Genomic DNA, 13498 nt, shown 5'->3' on the forward strand with positions numbered 1-13498 from the left:
TCGGCCAGATCCGGCCCCGCCTGCCGGGGTGACCGGTACAATTGGGCCATGATCAACAATGATGTCCTGCGCAGCGTGCGCTACTCCCTGGACCTGGGCGACCACCACGTGGTGACCCTGTGCCAGATGGCCGACCCGGCCTTCGCCGTGGATCCCGAACAGGTGAAGGCCTGGCTGCGCCGCGAGGACGAAGCCGGTTTCGAAGCGATGAGCGACAGCGCGCTGGCGCACTTCCTCGACGGCCTGATCGTGCACCTGCGCGGTCGCGACGAGAGCCAGCCGCAGCGTGCGGTGGAAACCCGCATCGACAACAACCTGGTGCTGAAGAAGCTGCGCGTGGCGTTCCAGCTGCGCGACGTCGATCTGATGGAGATCTTCGCCAGCGCCGGTTTCAACGTCTCCAAGTCGGAAGTCGGCGCGCTGTTCCGCCAGCCCGGGCACACCAACTACCGGCGTTGCCTGGACCAGATGCTGCGCAACTTCCTCAAGGGCCTGAGCCTGCGCCTGCGCGGCTGAGCACGGCGTCCACGAACGCCCGTGCCGCGGGCGTCGGCAGCCGTTGCCAGACCAGATGCACGCGGCGGGTCGGGGTCGGCTGCAGCGGAATCCGTACCACGCCTTCAAAGCCTTCGGCGATCAACGCCGGCACGATGCCGACCGCCAGCCCATGGCGGACGAAGCGCTCGACCAGTTCCATCAGATTGACCTCGAAGCGTACCGTGTGCGGCAGGCCGGCAGCAGCGAACGCATCGTCGGTCTGCCGCCGCGCACCGGTACCGCGCGGGAAGTCGACCAGCGCTTCATCCTGCAGCGCGGTCAAAGGCAACCGTTTGCGCCGGGCCAGCCGATGCGAAGGGGCCAGTACCGCCACCAGGTCTTCTTCCTGCAGCATCCTGTGGCAGACCCCGTCCAGCGCCGCAGAGGGCGCCAACCCCACCAGTGCCACGTCCAGTTCGCGCGACTGCACCTGTGCGATCAGGTCCTCGCTCTTGTCCACCCGCAACTGGAATTCCACCTGGGGATGCACCTGCTGGAAGGCGGCCAGCATCGCCACCACGTCAATGTCGGTCAGCGAGGAAATCTGCCCGATCGCCAGCAGCCCGCGCACCTCGCCGCTCACCGCCGCCACGTCGGCGCGCAGGTGGCGCAGGCTGGCCAGCACCTGGCGTGCGTGCACCAGCAGCGCCTCACCGGCTGCCGTTGCCCGCACCTGCCGCGGCAGGCGTTCAAACAGCGGCGTGCCCAGTTCCTGCTCCAGGTAGGCAATCTGGTGGCTGAGTGCGGACTGCACCACGTGGCAACGTTCTGCGGCACGGGTGAAATTGCCCTCCTCGGCAAGGGCAACGGCAAACTCGAGCTGCTTGAGGTTCACCGAACTATCTCGTTTCCAGATGGCAAGGATGATGATGATTCATTTCCATCATCACTGCAGCAGGCGGACACTGTGCAACCCGCATCCTGGACTGCCACGTGAGCCCCACCCTTCCCCCTCTGCACCGCTGGCAGGTGCTGTTGATGTCGATCGCTACCGGCGTGGCGGTGGCCAGCAACTACTATGCGCAGCCACTGCTGCACACCATCGCCGATGCCTTCGGCGTGCCATTCGGCCAGGTCGGCATGGTGGTCACCGCCGCGCAGCTGAGCTATGCCGCCGGACTGATCCTGCTGGTGCCGCTGGGAGACCTGTTCGAGCGCCGCCGCCTGATCGTGGTGATGAGCCTGCTGTCGGCGGGCGGGCTGGTGATCAGTGCCTGTGCGCCGTCGCTGACCTGGTTGCTGGTCGGCACTGCGATCACCGGCCTGTTCTCGGTGGTGGCACAGGTGCTGGTGCCCTTCGCGGCCACCTTGGCTGCCCCCGAGCATCGCGGGCGCGTGGTCGGCACGCTGATGAGTGGCCTGCTGCTGGGGATCCTGCTGGCGCGCACCGTCGCTGGCCTGCTTTCCAGCCTGGGCGACTGGCGCCTGGTATATGCGATCGCTGCCGGCACCCTGGTACTGACCGCATTGGCGCTGCAGCGCGGCCTGCCGCGTTTCCACCACAGCGCCGGCCTCGGTTACTTCGCACTGCTGCGCTCGATCGGCGTGCTGTTCGTGCAGGAACCGGTGCTGCGCCAGCGCACCCTGCTGGGCGCCTGCAGCTTCGCCATGTTCGCGATCTTCTGGACACCGCTCGCCTTCCTGCTGGCACAGCCGCCCTACGCCTACAGCGACGCCACCATCGGCCTGTTCGGCCTGGTGGGCGCGGCCGGCACACTGGCCGCCGGCCTGGCCGGGCGCATGTCCGACCGTGGCCAGACCGGTCGCGCCACCGCCATCGCACTGCTGCTGTTGCTGCTGTCGTGGCTGCCGCTGGGGTTGTCCGCGCACTCGCTGCTGGCACTGCTGGTGGGCGTGGTGGTGCTGGACCTGGCCGCGCAGCTGCTGCACGTCAGCAACCAGAACCTGATCTATGCGCTGCAACCGGCGGCACGCAATCGCCTCAATGCCGGCTATATGACCGGCTACTTCATCGGCGGTTCGCTGGGTTCGCTGCTGTCGGCACAGGTCTACCAGCGCTTCGGCTGGACCGGCGTCTGCGTGGCCGGTGCTGCCGTGGCCGTGCTGGCGCTGCTGCTGTGGTTGCCCGGCGCGCTGCGTGCACGCCAGGCTTCGATGGCCGGTTAGAAGCTGCCCTGCAGCGCCAGCTCCCATCGCCCACCGGCGTTGCCGGGGAACAGGCGCTTGGCTGCGTTGTCCGTGTCATGCACGGTGGCACGCAGCTCCCACGCCGGCGTCAGCGTGGCAATGGCACTGAGCTGGCCATGCAGGTAATCCGGCCCCTGCGCGGTGGCCAACCAGTACTGGCCCACCGCCGCTTCCAGACGGAAGCGCTCGTGCAGCGGCACACGCACACCGAGCTGGGCATAGGTACCACGATGGCCACCGGCCAGCGCATCGTTGGAGTGCGCGACCTGCAGCCAGGCGCGCTGCTTCCAGGTCAACGTGGTGTTGAGTTCGGTCCAGTCCAGCGCGCGGCCCGTGCCCGGATACAGGTAGCGCGTCAGGTTGGCGTCCAGCGTCCAGTCCGTGGCCAGCGCGCCCGACCAGCCTGCGACCAGATCGAATTCGCTGCGCGCGCCGTTGTCTGGCCTGAACGAAACGTTGGACCCCCACACGCTGGCGTACCAGCCCGATGCCACCGTGACCTTCGCGCCCGCCTGTACGGCCGGGTCGCCATCGCTCTGCGAGCTGCCACGCCACACGTAATCACTGGTCAACGCCATGCTGCCGCTCACCTGCGCCTGTGCCTGCGCACTGCCGATGCCGAGCAGCCCTGCCAGCGCGGCCACTACCGTCGCCATAGTCCCCTTGCTGTTCACTGCACTGTTTTCCTCGTCGAAGGCGGTCTGACCGCCGGGACGGCAGTGTCGGGGGCGTAGCCGTAACGGATCGAGGGTGCTGCCCGGCCCGCAGCGCAAATTCGGCGTAAATCCGGCAGACCGGGGCCGGGAACCACCGGCGGGGTATCATGGCGCCTTGTTCAAAGGGACCAACTGCGTGGACGCCATCCTGACTCCGGTATCGATCGGCGAGCTGATCGACAAGATCACCATTCTCGAGATCAAGGCCGAGCGCATCGACGATGCCGCCAAGCTGGCCAACGTGCGCACCGAGCTGGATGGCCTGCTGCCGTTGCTGCAGCAGCAGCTGCAGGCACAGCCGGCACTGGCCGCGCTGAAGCAGCAGCTGAAGGCGATCAACGAGCGCATGTGGGACATCCAGGACCAGCTGCGCGACAAGGAAGCGGCCCAGGTGTTCGACGATGCATTCATCCAGCTGGCGCGCGGCGTCTACGGCACCAATGGCGAGCGCGTGCAGGTGAAGAACGAGATCAACCGCGTGGCCGGTTCGGCACTGGTGGAAGAGAAGCAGTACCAGGGCGAGTAAGACCGCTCATCCGCATTCGAGCAGATGCCGGATGCGGAACAGTTCACTGTCACTTTGGATGCCCAGTTTTTCGTAGGCCGTGCGCTTCTGCGTGCTGACCGTACTGGCCGTGCGTCCGAAGCGCCGTGCGACCTCGCCGGTGGTGCAGCCCTGCAGAACCAGCCGCAGTACCTCGCGTTCGCGTCGGCTCAAGGGCGTGAGCACGGGCGCGGAGGGGCGCCGAAGCCGCGATCGGCTCAACTGCGTGCGCACTTCCGGGGGGACGAAGCGGCCACCACGCGCCAGCACATCGACCGCACGCAGCAGCATTTCCGGCGTGGCGCACTTGGACAGGAATCCGCGCGCGCCGGCCTGCATGGCCATGGTCACCGTGCTGGCGTTGCAGTGGGCAGACAGCACCAGCACTGGCAACAGCGGCCAGCGCTGCGACAACCGCAGCAGCAGGGCCAGGCCCTGCCCGGGGCCCCAGGGCGCCAGCACATCGATCAGCAACAGGTCGATGCAGCCCGGCTGACGATCCAGCAACGCAAGCAGCTCGGCTTCGTCGGCGAAGCTTCCGCACACCTGCATGCCGCCATGCTGGCGCAGCACCACCTCCACCCCCAGACGCAGCACGGGATGCGGCGCCAGCATGGCCAGGCAGCGGGGCTGAGCGGGGGGCAGAGCGGGAACGACAGGCGGCATCGTGCGGATCCGGCGGTACGAAGTACCCACCGTAGGCCGGCCCCGGGGACAGCGGAATCCAATTTATTGCAACGCAGCAAAACGACCCGACCACGCTCAGCTGCGGTTTCGGGTCGCTACAACGCAACAGGCCCGGCGTGGGCCGGGCCTGTCGAGGCAACTTCAGCGCGCAGGCGCGCCGAGGAAGCAATTACCAGCTGAAGCGCGGGCCGACGGTGTATTCCTTGTCGCCGTGGCGGTTCATCTTCAGCTCGCCGTTCAGGCCCCAGTTCTGGTTCAGCTTGACCTGACCACCCAGGCGGCCGTACCACTGGCCGTCGATGTCGACGCCGTGCTTCTTGGCGTAGTCTTCGTAGCCGACCATGCCGTAGACCTCGGCGTGGGCACCGAAGGCGGTGCGGATACCGGCTTCAGCGCTGTAGCCGTTGAAGTCCAGGCCGTGCTTGCGATCGAACTTCTGGTAGGCAACGCGGGCAACGAAGTCGGTCGACGGAGCGATTTCGACGTTGTAGCCGGCACCGACCTTCCACTGGTCAACCTTGATGTTGGTGTGGTCGACTTCCTGACGGCTGTACTCACCGAACGCGTGGAAGTTCGGCAGGAAGCCGTAGGAACCCTTCACGCCCCAGCCGTCAGCCTTGATGCCATCGACGTCGGTCTTGGCGTAATCGGCTTCAGCGTAGTTGTACGACAGGTTCTCAGCAGCCGAAGCGGTGAACGGCAGGGCAGCGGCCAGAGCCAGAGCAATCAGCGAATTCTTCATGGGGGTACACCTTTACTTTCTTATGGTCTGCAGCAGCGCCAGGGCGCCATCGCATCGGAAATGTAAATTCTCCGTTATCCGCCACAACGCTCCCTGAAAACAGCCGTCTTCGCATTGCTGAATTTTTGGGCTTGATTCAGGCTCTTTCTGGCATACGCGCGCCGCGCGCGTGCATTTGTGAGTCGTCGTCGATTGCAACAGGAGGTTGCCTTGCACGTTTCCGATCCGCTGCTGATGCCTGTCCGCGCCGCACTCCTGGCCTGCGCTGCCCTCCTGTTTCCGATCCACGCTGCGCACGCGCAGCAGGCGGCTGACTACCAGCGCGCCGAACGCGTGCATGACAGTCATCTGCGCGGTGCGCTGCGCAATGCTTCGGTCCTGCCCCACTGGCTGGCCGATGGACGCTTCTGGTACGAACGCGAAGACGTGCAGGGCCGGCGCCAGGTGGTACTGGTCGATCCGGCAAAGGCCAGCCGTCAGATCCTGTTCGAGCCTGCCGCACTGGACGCCGCGGTTGCGCCCCTCGGTGCCAGCGGACCGCGCCTGCGCCTGGCCAGCGTGCAGCTGGCGGACAGTGGCCTGCGCCTCCGGCTCAGTGGAGAGCTGCCCGTCGACTGCCGATGGCCGCGCTGGGAATGCACGCGCTCGCAGGATCCGCAGCCACCGGCCAACGCATTGCCTTCGCCTGCTGGCGATGCGTGGCTGCAGGTCCGCGACAACAACCTGTGGCTGCAGTCGCCCGCAACGCCAGCACGTGCGCTGACCACCGGTGGAGAATCCAGCCATGGCTATGGCGTACTGCCCGACTTTGCCCTGCGGGGTATTCCGCGCCGTCAGGGCCGGTTGCCGGTACGACCGTTCGCGGTCGGCTGGTCACCGGATGGCCGCTACGTGGCCGGTATCCGCTATGACGAACGTGCACTGCTGGACTACCCCTATCTTGAAAGCACGCCGGCCAGCGATGCGCGCCCTCGCGTGCATACCGTGAAGCTGGGCGTGCTGGGCGATGCGCAGCAGGTGCGCGACAGCCTGTATGTGATCGATATCCTCAGCGGCAGGCAGCATGACATCGCGCTGCCCGAGGGCTGGAACACGCTCAGCGAGGCCGGCATCCTGGGTTGGGACGGTGATCGGTTATATGCCGTGATCGCGCACTTCGACACACCGCGCAAGCTGCGCCTGGTGGAGATCGATGCAAACAGCGGTGCATTGCGCACCGTTCTGGAAGAAGCCAGCGACACTCGCCTGCAGCTCAACGTGTATTCCTACAACCGGCCCGCGGTGGCCATCCTGCCCGGGCGGGACACCGCGGTGTGGTTCTCGCAGCGCGATGGCTGGGGCCATCTGTACCGGGTGCGCCTGTCCGATGGCAAGGTGCTGCGCCAGCTCACCCGCGGCAAATGGGTGGTGCGTGACCTGCTGGGTGTGGATGCTGCGGGTGGCTGGGCGTACTTCAGCGCCGGCGGCGTCCACGGTGGCGACCCCTACCTGCGCGGCCTGTACCGGGTATCGCTGCAGGGCGGTCCGATCCAGCGCCTGGCCGCCGATGGCAACGATCACATGGCCGATGCCGGTACCGGCGCGCTGTTCGGCGGGCGCCCCCCACAGGCGCTGTCGCCTGGCGGTGGCTATCTGGTGGATACCGTCTCCCGTCTCGACCAGCCACCACGCACCGTGCTGCGGGCCAGCGATGACGGTCGTGAAGTGATGGTGCTGGAAACAGTCGATGACAGCACGATCGTTGCTGCCGGCTGGCGCGCACCACGGCGCGAGCGCCTGCTGGCCGCCGATGGGCGCACACCGATCTTCGCCACCGTCTACCTGCCCCGTGGCTATCGCGATGACGGCAACTTCCCGGTGATCGACGCGATGTACGGTGGTTCCTTCATCAGCATTGCGCCGGTGACCTACGCCGAGGCCGTGTCTGCCTTGAACCCGGTGGCACGCGCCAGCCTCGCCGAACTCGGCTTCATGGTGGTCAGCATCGATGCGCGTGGCACCGGCGGCCGCGACAAGGCGTTCCATGACAGCAGCTTCCTGCAGGGCGCCGATGAGCAGCTGGATGACCATGTGGCTGCACTGCGCCAACTGGGCGAACGCTACCCGGGCATCGACCTGCAACGGGTCGGCATCTATGGGCATTCGTTCGGCGGCTATAGTGCAGCACGTGCCCTGCTGCGCTATCCGGCGTTCTACAAAGTGGGCGTGGCCTCGGCCGGCAGCCACAATTTCCAGGGCATGTACGGCGGCGCCTTGCACGGCATGGACCGGCTGTTCGGTGGCGTGCTGCCAGCTACGGCCATGGCCGATGGCGTGCCGGCGCCCTTTGCCGGGCTCGACAATGCGGCACTGGCCGGCAACCTGCGCGGGCATCTGCTGCTGGTCTATGGCGAACTGGACGAGAACGCGCCACCGGCGCTGACCCTGCAGCTGGCCGCCGCCCTGAACAAGGCCCAGCGCAGCTACGACCTGCTGTACCTGGCCCGGCAGGACCACGAACTGTTCCGCAACGACGCTACCTACACGCACCGCATGTGGGACTACTTCGTGCGCCACCTGGCCGGCCAGCAGCCACCGGATACAGTGCTGGCGCCGCTGCCCGGTGGCCCGGGCTGAACAGGCGCACACAGGCTGTCGATCCACGGCGCCCTGGTTCGTCGGGTACTTGAAGGCCGTGCATGTGGCGCGGTCCAACCGGAGGCAGGCAATGAGCTACATCGATGGTTTCGTCCTGGCGGTGCCCACCGCCAACAAGGAGAAGTTCCTCGCCCACGCACGCACGGGTGATCCCGTTTTCATCGAGTACGGCGCGCTTCGCGTGGTCGAGTGCTGGGGCGATGACGTACCGCACGGCAAGACCACCGATTTCTTCGGCGCGGTGAAAGCCACGCCGGATGAGACGGTTGTGTTCTCCTGGATCGAATGGCCGGACAAGCCGACCCGCGACGCCGGCATGGCGAAGATGATGGAAGACCCGCGGTTTGATCCAACGAAGAATCCGATGCCGTTCGACGGCGCGCGGATGATCTACGGCGGCTTCGTGCCGATCTACGAACTGACGCGCTGAACCGGGCGGACGTGCTCAGCGCGCGTCCGTTTCATCGCTGGCAGCAGCATGGCCGGCGCCCAGAGCGGCGCCGGCGCCGAGGCCCATGCCCCCCATCCCGGCGCCCATTCCGCCACCCCCACCACCACCCGCACGACCGCCCTTGGCGTCACCGTCGTTGCGGCCCTTGCTGCCACCGCTGGCACCAGGCCGGGTCGGCCCCTGCGGCGGTATCTGCAGGTCGGCCGGAATCGGCGCCAGGTCCAGCGCCTCGCGCACGAAGTCGCGCAGCGAGACCACCAGTTCGTGGGTATGCACCGGCCGCCCCTGTGCCAGCTCGTTGGCGGCACGCGTGGCCAGCCGCACCTGTTCGTCGGTGCCCAGCAGCAGGATGTCCGACAGCGCGGCCTCGACGGCATCGCGGATGCGGCGCGCGCGGTCCGAACGCGGCTCGGCGATGCCGTCGGCCCCTTCGCGCTGGCGCAGGTCGCGCCGATGGCTGGGATCCACCCCCAGTTCGCCGGTGAACGAACCGCCCAGGGTCTTGTAGGCCGCCATCAGCGTGCGCAGCCGTTCGTTGATCTGCCGGTTCTCGCGCTCGCGGCGCTGCTGCAGGGTCTGCATGACAAGCAGGCGGATGCCCACGCCCAGCAGGGTGATCAGGACCAGGCCGGCCAAGGTGGACAGCACGCCCTGCCAGGAACTGAAGTCGATACCACGCATGCCTGGAGGCTCCGGTGGGAAGAATCTGCATCTTGCCCCAGACCGTGTCCCGGAAACGCGAAAGGCCCCACCACCCGATGGGTGGCAGGGCCTTCGGTCAGGGCGCGATTACTTGCGCTTGGCGACCTTGCGCACGGCCTTCTTGGCCGGAGCCTTCTTGGCGGCGACCTTCTTCAGCGGGGCAGCCTTCTTGGCAACCGTCTTGCGGGTGGCGGCAACCTTCTTGCCAACTGCCTTCTTGGCAACGGCGGTCTTCTTGCCGACGGCCTTCTTGGCGACGGCAGCCTTCTTGCCGACAACCTTCTTGGCGGCGGCGGTCTTCTTGGTGGCGACCTTCTTGGTGGCGGCAACCTTCTTGCCGACAACCTTCTTCGCAGCCACAGCCTTCTTGCCGGCGACCTTCTTGGCAGCGACGGTCTTCTTGGCCACAGCCTTCTTGGCGGTGGCGACCTTCTTGCCGACAACCTTCTTGGCGGCCGCGGTCTTCTTGGCAACGGTCTTCTTCGCGACGGCGGCCTTCTTGGTAGCGGCCTTCTTCACGGTGGCGACCTTCTTGCCGGCAGCCTTGGTGGCGGCCTTGGTGGTCTTCTTGGCAGCGGCGGCCTTCTTGGTCACAGCCTTGCCTGCAGCTGCCTTCTTCTTGGCCACTTCCTTCTTCAGGGCAGCGGCTTCGGCCTTGGCGTTCTTCTTGGCGGCTTCCAGCTTCTTCTTGGCCTTGGCAACGGTCTTGCCGACCGACTTGGCAGCCTTTTCAGCCTTCTTGGCCACGGTCTTCTCGACCTTGGCCACGGCCTTCTTGGCCTTGGCAACGCGGGTACCGGCAGCCTTGGTGGCGCGCTTGACGGTCTTCTTGACCGACTTCACTGCGTCTTCGGCAGCGTGGGCGATGGTCTCGCCAACGTTGGTGGCGGTTTCTTTGACGTTCTCGACGGCGTCGGTCACGACCGACACACCATTACCGTTGCTCATGTTGCCCTCCTGCGGGCCTTAAGTATCAAAACGGGGCGATGCTATACCGACATTGACGATCGTGGAACGGGGCATGCGCCAGCAATCGCATCTGCTGCGACGACGATGGTGTAGTCGACCACCCCCGTCGGTGCGGCGGGTTTTCAGGAAACCCCTTTTTTTAAGGACTGTGCCACGCCAACCACCGGGTTGATCGACGCCGCCGCGCATGCCTGCGCACGTGCAGCGACAGGCATGCGTTGTGGCGCAGTGCGGCACCTCCCTGCGCGGAACTGCGCAAGTATCCGACTGTGTCCGCGCGGCGAAGGGTGGCTTTCAGAGGTGTCCTGATCACCTCGCTGGGTGTCACCGCGGATCCGGTGCCCGGCTCCGGACCCACCGTTCGCGCAAGTGTTTTTCATGGCGCATTTATCCAGATCGCGACACACTCATTCAGCTTGTTTTACCGTAGAGCCGAACCGCCCCCATTCCCGCCTGCGAACCGACCCCCATGCGACCGCTACCTACCCTGCTCACGCTCGCAATCGCCGCCGCCTTCGGTGGCTTCGTTGCCACCGGCATCAACGCCCACCTGGACAACCGTGCCGATGCCGCGCCACTTCCAGCGGTAGTGCCGACCATGGCGGCACTGCCAGCCGCAGTGGCCGGGCAGCAGGTTCCGTCACTGGCGCCCATGCTGGAGAAGGCGATGCCGGCCGTGGTCAGCGTCAATACCAAGCAGGTGGTGCGCGTGCGCAACCCCTTCTTCAACGACCCGTTCTTCCGGCGCCTGTTCCCGGACATCCCGCAGGAGCGCATCAACGAATCGCTGGGCTCGGGCGTCATCATCGACGCCAAGGAGGGCCTGGTGCTGACCAACCACCATGTCATCGACAACGCCGACGACGTGCAGGTGACGCTGGCCGATGGGCGCACGGTCAAGGCCGAATTCCTCGGTTCGGACCGCGATACCGACATCGCGCTGATCCGCATTCCGGCGCAGAACCTGACCGACATCAAGCTCGGCAACAGCGACCAGCTGCGGGTGGGCGACTTCGTGGTGGCCATCGGCAATCCGTTCGGCTTCAGCCAGACGGTCACGTCCGGCATCGTCTCGGCGGTGGGCCGCAGCGGCATCCGCGGGCTGGGCTACCAGAACTTCATCCAGACCGACGCGTCGATCAACCCAGGCAACTCGGGTGGCGCGCTGGTCGACCTGCAGGGCCAGCTGGTCGGCATCAACACGGCCAGCTTCAACCCGCAGGGCAGCATGGCCGGCAACATCGGCCTGGGCCTGGCGATTCCCTCGAACCTGGCGCGCAGCGTGGTCGACCAGCTGGTCAAGCACGGCGTGGTGGTACGCGGCACGCTGGGCGTGGAAAGCCAGAACCTGACCGCGCAGATCGCGCAGGGGCTGGGCCTGGGCGAAACGCGTGGTGCGCTGATCACCCGTGTGCTGGCCGGTTCGGCCGCCGCCGCAGCCGGTCTGAAGCCGGGCGACGTGGTGGTCTCGGCCAACGGCCAACGCGTGGACAGCGCCGAAGCCCTGCACAACGTCGAAGGCCTGGCCGCGGTCGGCAGCCCGATGACGCTGGACGTACGCCGCGAAGGCAAGCCCGTGCAGATCAAGGCCACGCTGAAGGAACAGGCGCGTGCGGTCACCGGCGAGAGCCTGGACCCACGGCTGACCGGTGCCACCTTCGTCGACCTGCCCGAGTCGCTGCGGCAGTCGGGTGTCGGCGGCGTGCTGGTCAGCGAGGTCAAGCGTGGCAGCCGCGCGGCCACCAACGGCCTGCAGCAGGGCGACATCATCACCGACGCCACCGTGGGTGAATTCGCCGACCTGGCCAGCTGGCGTGCCAATTTCCAGCAGCGCCCGCCGACCCTGGTGGTACGCGTGCTGCGCAACAATGGCCAGCAGCAGGGCCAGCTCGTGATGCGCTGATCGCCCTGCCGTAACACCCCCTATACCCCGGCAATGCTATTGCTGTCAGTCCAGGTCGGCACCGCCGACACCCGTTCCCCCATCGCAACAGGAGTGATTCGATGAGCCCCACCAATACCGAGAACCTGAAGGAACACCTGGGTGAAGCCGGTTCCCACCTGAAGCAGGCCGCCAGCGCTGCCGGCGGTGCGATCAAGGGCGCAACCGGTGCCGCGAGCGACGAACTGCGCATCGGCAAGGCCAACGTCAAGGCGGAACTGTCCGACAGCGCGCTGTCCGGCCTGGCCGCTGCCGAATTTGGTGGTGCCGCCGCCAAGGAGCAGGTCGACGCGTTGATGGACAAGGGCAAGGATCTGATCGACAGCGCCGCCGAGTTGATCCGTGAGCGTCCGCTGGCTTCGTTCGGCGTCGCCTTCGCTGCCGGCTGGATCATCGCCAAGCTGGCCCGCGGCAGCAGCGACAAGTAAGCCGCAGCGTGAGCGAAGACAACACGCAAGCGCCTGATCCGGCGGCCACCCCGCCGCTGGATGAGAGCATCCGCCAGGTCGGCGCGGCCGGTCGTGCCGCTGCCGATTCGGCCAAGCACACGGTGCGTTCACTGCGCCGGCTGGCCTCGGCCGATTTCGCGCTGGCACGCAGTGCGTTCGGTCGTGCGCTGGCCTGGGCCGGCGTGGCGATCGTATTTGGTGCCTCGGCGTGGCTGTTGATGGCCGCCACCCTCATCGCGCTGCTGCAGAGCTGGGGCCTGAGTTGGCTGCAGGCCCTGCTGATCACCTCCCTGCTGAGCCTGGCCGTCACCGGCTATGCGATCTGGCGGGTGTCCTACTTCTTCCACCACACCGGCATGCACGCCACCCGGCGCCAGCTGTCTCGCCTGGGCCTGTTTGACGAACCCAGCGAAGACGACCCCGATGCCGGCGTGCAGCTGCCCGAGGGCAAGCCATGAAGTTCGGCGCGTTGCAGCGGCGGGTAAAGCGCTGCGAACAGGTGGTGACCGTGCGCCTGGGCGAGACCCAGGACCACTGGTCCACGCTCAGCCAGGTCTGGCGACAGGGTTGGTCGCCGCTGCGCATCGTGGTGGTCGGCCTGGCCGGTGGCTTCATCGCCGGCAAGCTGGAAGTGCCGGGCAAGGTCAACGGTGCCCGCTGGCTGCAGATGGTCGGTTCGGTCTCGAACCTGTTCGCCAGTGCACAGGCCGCGTTCGCCACGGCGATGGCGGCGCAGGCCGCGGCCACTGCCGACGATGCGGCCGAGGAAGCTGACGAGGCCAGCGAACAGGCACAGGCGGCAACGTCGGCGACCGCCGAGCGAGCTGCGCCGGCAGCGCGCCCCGTGTCCGAACCGGAACTGCGCGAACCGCGGCCGGCCGAAGCGGCCACCGAGCTGTCCGAACGTTGATGCATGTAATCCGCCGCGCCATCGTGGCCGGCGGATAATGCGCTCCCCTTTCCGATTGATGCGT

The 13498-nt window shown here is 66.8% G+C and carries 15 protein-coding genes; 9 read left to right on the plus strand and 6 right to left on the minus strand.

The genetic code is table 11. From position 1 onward, the window contains the following. The first annotated feature begins 48 nt into the window (after positions 1-48). Positions 49-516 carry a YehS family protein gene (locus tag AC5P57_RS17655; RefSeq protein WP_005411992.1) on the plus strand — a complete coding sequence of 156 codons (468 nt, stop codon included), beginning with the start codon at positions 49-51 and terminating at the stop codon, positions 514-516. Here AC5P57_RS17655 and AC5P57_RS17660 read toward each other — a convergent pair. Then, positions 485-1372, minus strand: coding sequence for a LysR family transcriptional regulator (locus AC5P57_RS17660; protein ID WP_262235792.1), 888 nt, complete (start codon positions 1370-1372; stop codon positions 485-487). The two genes, AC5P57_RS17655 and AC5P57_RS17660, sit on opposite strands and share 32 nt — an antisense overlap. 143 nt (positions 1373-1515) lie before the next feature. On the opposite strand from AC5P57_RS17660, the gene AC5P57_RS17665 reads away from it, so the two are divergent. Continuing rightward, the gene (locus AC5P57_RS17665; RefSeq protein ID WP_278252695.1) at positions 1516-2664 is read left to right on the plus strand and encodes an MFS transporter; all 1149 of its coding nucleotides are present in this window, start codon (positions 1516-1518) and stop codon (positions 2662-2664) included. Here the strand turns inward: AC5P57_RS17665 and AC5P57_RS17670 are convergent. Then, a complete protein-coding gene (locus tag AC5P57_RS17670) occupies positions 2661-3359 on the minus strand; it encodes a TorF family putative porin (protein ID WP_134528448.1) in 699 nt (232 codons plus the stop codon). The genes AC5P57_RS17665 and AC5P57_RS17670 overlap by 4 nt on opposite strands. 178 nt (positions 3360-3537) lie before the next feature. Between AC5P57_RS17670 and AC5P57_RS17675 the strand changes: the two genes are divergently transcribed. After that, on the plus strand, positions 3538-3927 hold the full coding sequence (locus tag AC5P57_RS17675; RefSeq protein ID WP_046984111.1) for a DUF6165 family protein: 390 nt from the start codon (positions 3538-3540) through the stop codon (positions 3925-3927). Positions 3928-3933: 6 nt separating this feature from the next. On the opposite strand, the gene AC5P57_RS17680 is transcribed toward AC5P57_RS17675, so the two are convergent. Together AC5P57_RS17680 and AC5P57_RS17685 are read right to left on the minus strand one after the other, a co-directional pair. Further along, complete coding sequence (locus tag AC5P57_RS17680) at positions 3934-4560, minus strand: response regulator transcription factor (protein ID WP_478473043.1); 627 nt, start codon at positions 4558-4560, stop codon at positions 3934-3936. Between the two features lie 241 nt (positions 4561-4801). After that, the gene (locus AC5P57_RS17685) at positions 4802-5374 is read right to left on the minus strand and encodes an OmpO family porin (protein WP_005407747.1); all 573 of its coding nucleotides are present in this window, start codon (positions 5372-5374) and stop codon (positions 4802-4804) included. Between the two features lie 210 nt (positions 5375-5584). On the opposite strand from AC5P57_RS17685, the gene AC5P57_RS17690 reads away from it, so the two are divergent. Then, positions 5585-7990, plus strand: coding sequence for a S9 family peptidase (locus AC5P57_RS17690; protein ID WP_262235793.1), 2406 nt, complete (start codon positions 5585-5587; stop codon positions 7988-7990). A 91-nt stretch (positions 7991-8081) separates the two neighbouring features. Continuing rightward, positions 8082-8441, plus strand: coding sequence for a DUF1428 domain-containing protein (locus AC5P57_RS17695; RefSeq protein WP_099551483.1), 360 nt, complete (start codon positions 8082-8084; stop codon positions 8439-8441). Positions 8442-8456: 15 nt separating this feature from the next. Here AC5P57_RS17695 and AC5P57_RS17700 read toward each other — a convergent pair whose 3' ends face one another. Beyond that, entirely contained in the window at positions 8457-9143 is a 687-nt protein-coding gene (locus AC5P57_RS17700; RefSeq protein WP_099551484.1) for a hypothetical protein, read from the minus strand. Between the two features lie 108 nt (positions 9144-9251). Then, entirely contained in the window at positions 9252-10112 is an 861-nt protein-coding gene (locus AC5P57_RS17705; RefSeq protein WP_262235795.1) for a histone, read from the minus strand. 490 nt (positions 10113-10602) lie between these two features. Here AC5P57_RS17705 and AC5P57_RS17710 point away from each other — a divergent pair, with 490 nt between their 5' ends. The 4 genes from AC5P57_RS17710 (at position 10603) to AC5P57_RS17725 (ending at position 13434) form a co-directional block, all read left to right on the plus strand. Continuing rightward, positions 10603-12036, plus strand: coding sequence for a Do family serine endopeptidase (locus tag AC5P57_RS17710; RefSeq protein ID WP_099551486.1), 1434 nt, complete (start codon positions 10603-10605; stop codon positions 12034-12036). Between the two features lie 101 nt (positions 12037-12137). After that, the gene (locus AC5P57_RS17715; RefSeq protein ID WP_099551487.1) at positions 12138-12503 is read left to right on the plus strand and encodes a hypothetical protein; all 366 of its coding nucleotides are present in this window, start codon (positions 12138-12140) and stop codon (positions 12501-12503) included. Between the two features lie 8 nt (positions 12504-12511). Continuing rightward, positions 12512-12982 (plus strand): phage holin family protein, encoded by a 471-nt coding sequence (locus tag AC5P57_RS17720; RefSeq protein ID WP_099498329.1) that lies wholly within the window; start codon positions 12512-12514, stop codon positions 12980-12982. After that, positions 12979-13434: a protein sip-5 gene (locus AC5P57_RS17725; RefSeq protein ID WP_099551488.1), complete on the plus strand. Its 456-nt coding sequence runs from the start codon at positions 12979-12981 to the stop codon at positions 13432-13434. Before AC5P57_RS17720 ends, AC5P57_RS17725 begins: the two co-directional genes overlap by 4 nt. Positions 13435-13498 lie beyond the last annotated feature (64 nt).

The organism is Stenotrophomonas sp. YJH_SMC_79, from assembly GCF_059367995.1.

Excerpts from the sequence above, each read along its gene's own strand:
- AC5P57_RS17655 (WP_005411992.1), top strand. The coding sequence starts at position 49 with ATGATCAACAATGATGTCCTGCGCAGCGTGCGCTACTCCCTGGACCTG.
- AC5P57_RS17665 (WP_278252695.1), top strand. The coding sequence starts at position 1,516 with ATGTCGATCGCTACCGGCGTGGCGGTGGCCAGCAACTACTATGCGCAG.
- AC5P57_RS17680 (WP_478473043.1), bottom strand. The coding sequence starts at position 4,560 with ATGCTGGCGCCGCATCCCGTGCTGCGTCTGGGGGTGGAGGTGGTGCTG.
- AC5P57_RS17685 (WP_005407747.1), bottom strand. The coding sequence starts at position 5,374 with ATGAAGAATTCGCTGATTGCTCTGGCTCTGGCCGCTGCCCTGCCGTTC.
- AC5P57_RS17695 (WP_099551483.1), top strand. The coding sequence starts at position 8,082 with ATGAGCTACATCGATGGTTTCGTCCTGGCGGTGCCCACCGCCAACAAG.
- AC5P57_RS17700 (WP_099551484.1), bottom strand. The coding sequence starts at position 9,143 with ATGCGTGGTATCGACTTCAGTTCCTGGCAGGGCGTGCTGTCCACCTTG.
- AC5P57_RS17705 (WP_262235795.1), bottom strand. The coding sequence starts at position 10,112 with ATGAGCAACGGTAATGGTGTGTCGGTCGTGACCGACGCCGTCGAGAAC.
- AC5P57_RS17710 (WP_099551486.1), top strand. The coding sequence starts at position 10,603 with ATGCGACCGCTACCTACCCTGCTCACGCTCGCAATCGCCGCCGCCTTC.
- AC5P57_RS17715 (WP_099551487.1), top strand. The coding sequence starts at position 12,138 with ATGAGCCCCACCAATACCGAGAACCTGAAGGAACACCTGGGTGAAGCC.
- AC5P57_RS17725 (WP_099551488.1), top strand. The coding sequence starts at position 12,979 with ATGAAGTTCGGCGCGTTGCAGCGGCGGGTAAAGCGCTGCGAACAGGTG.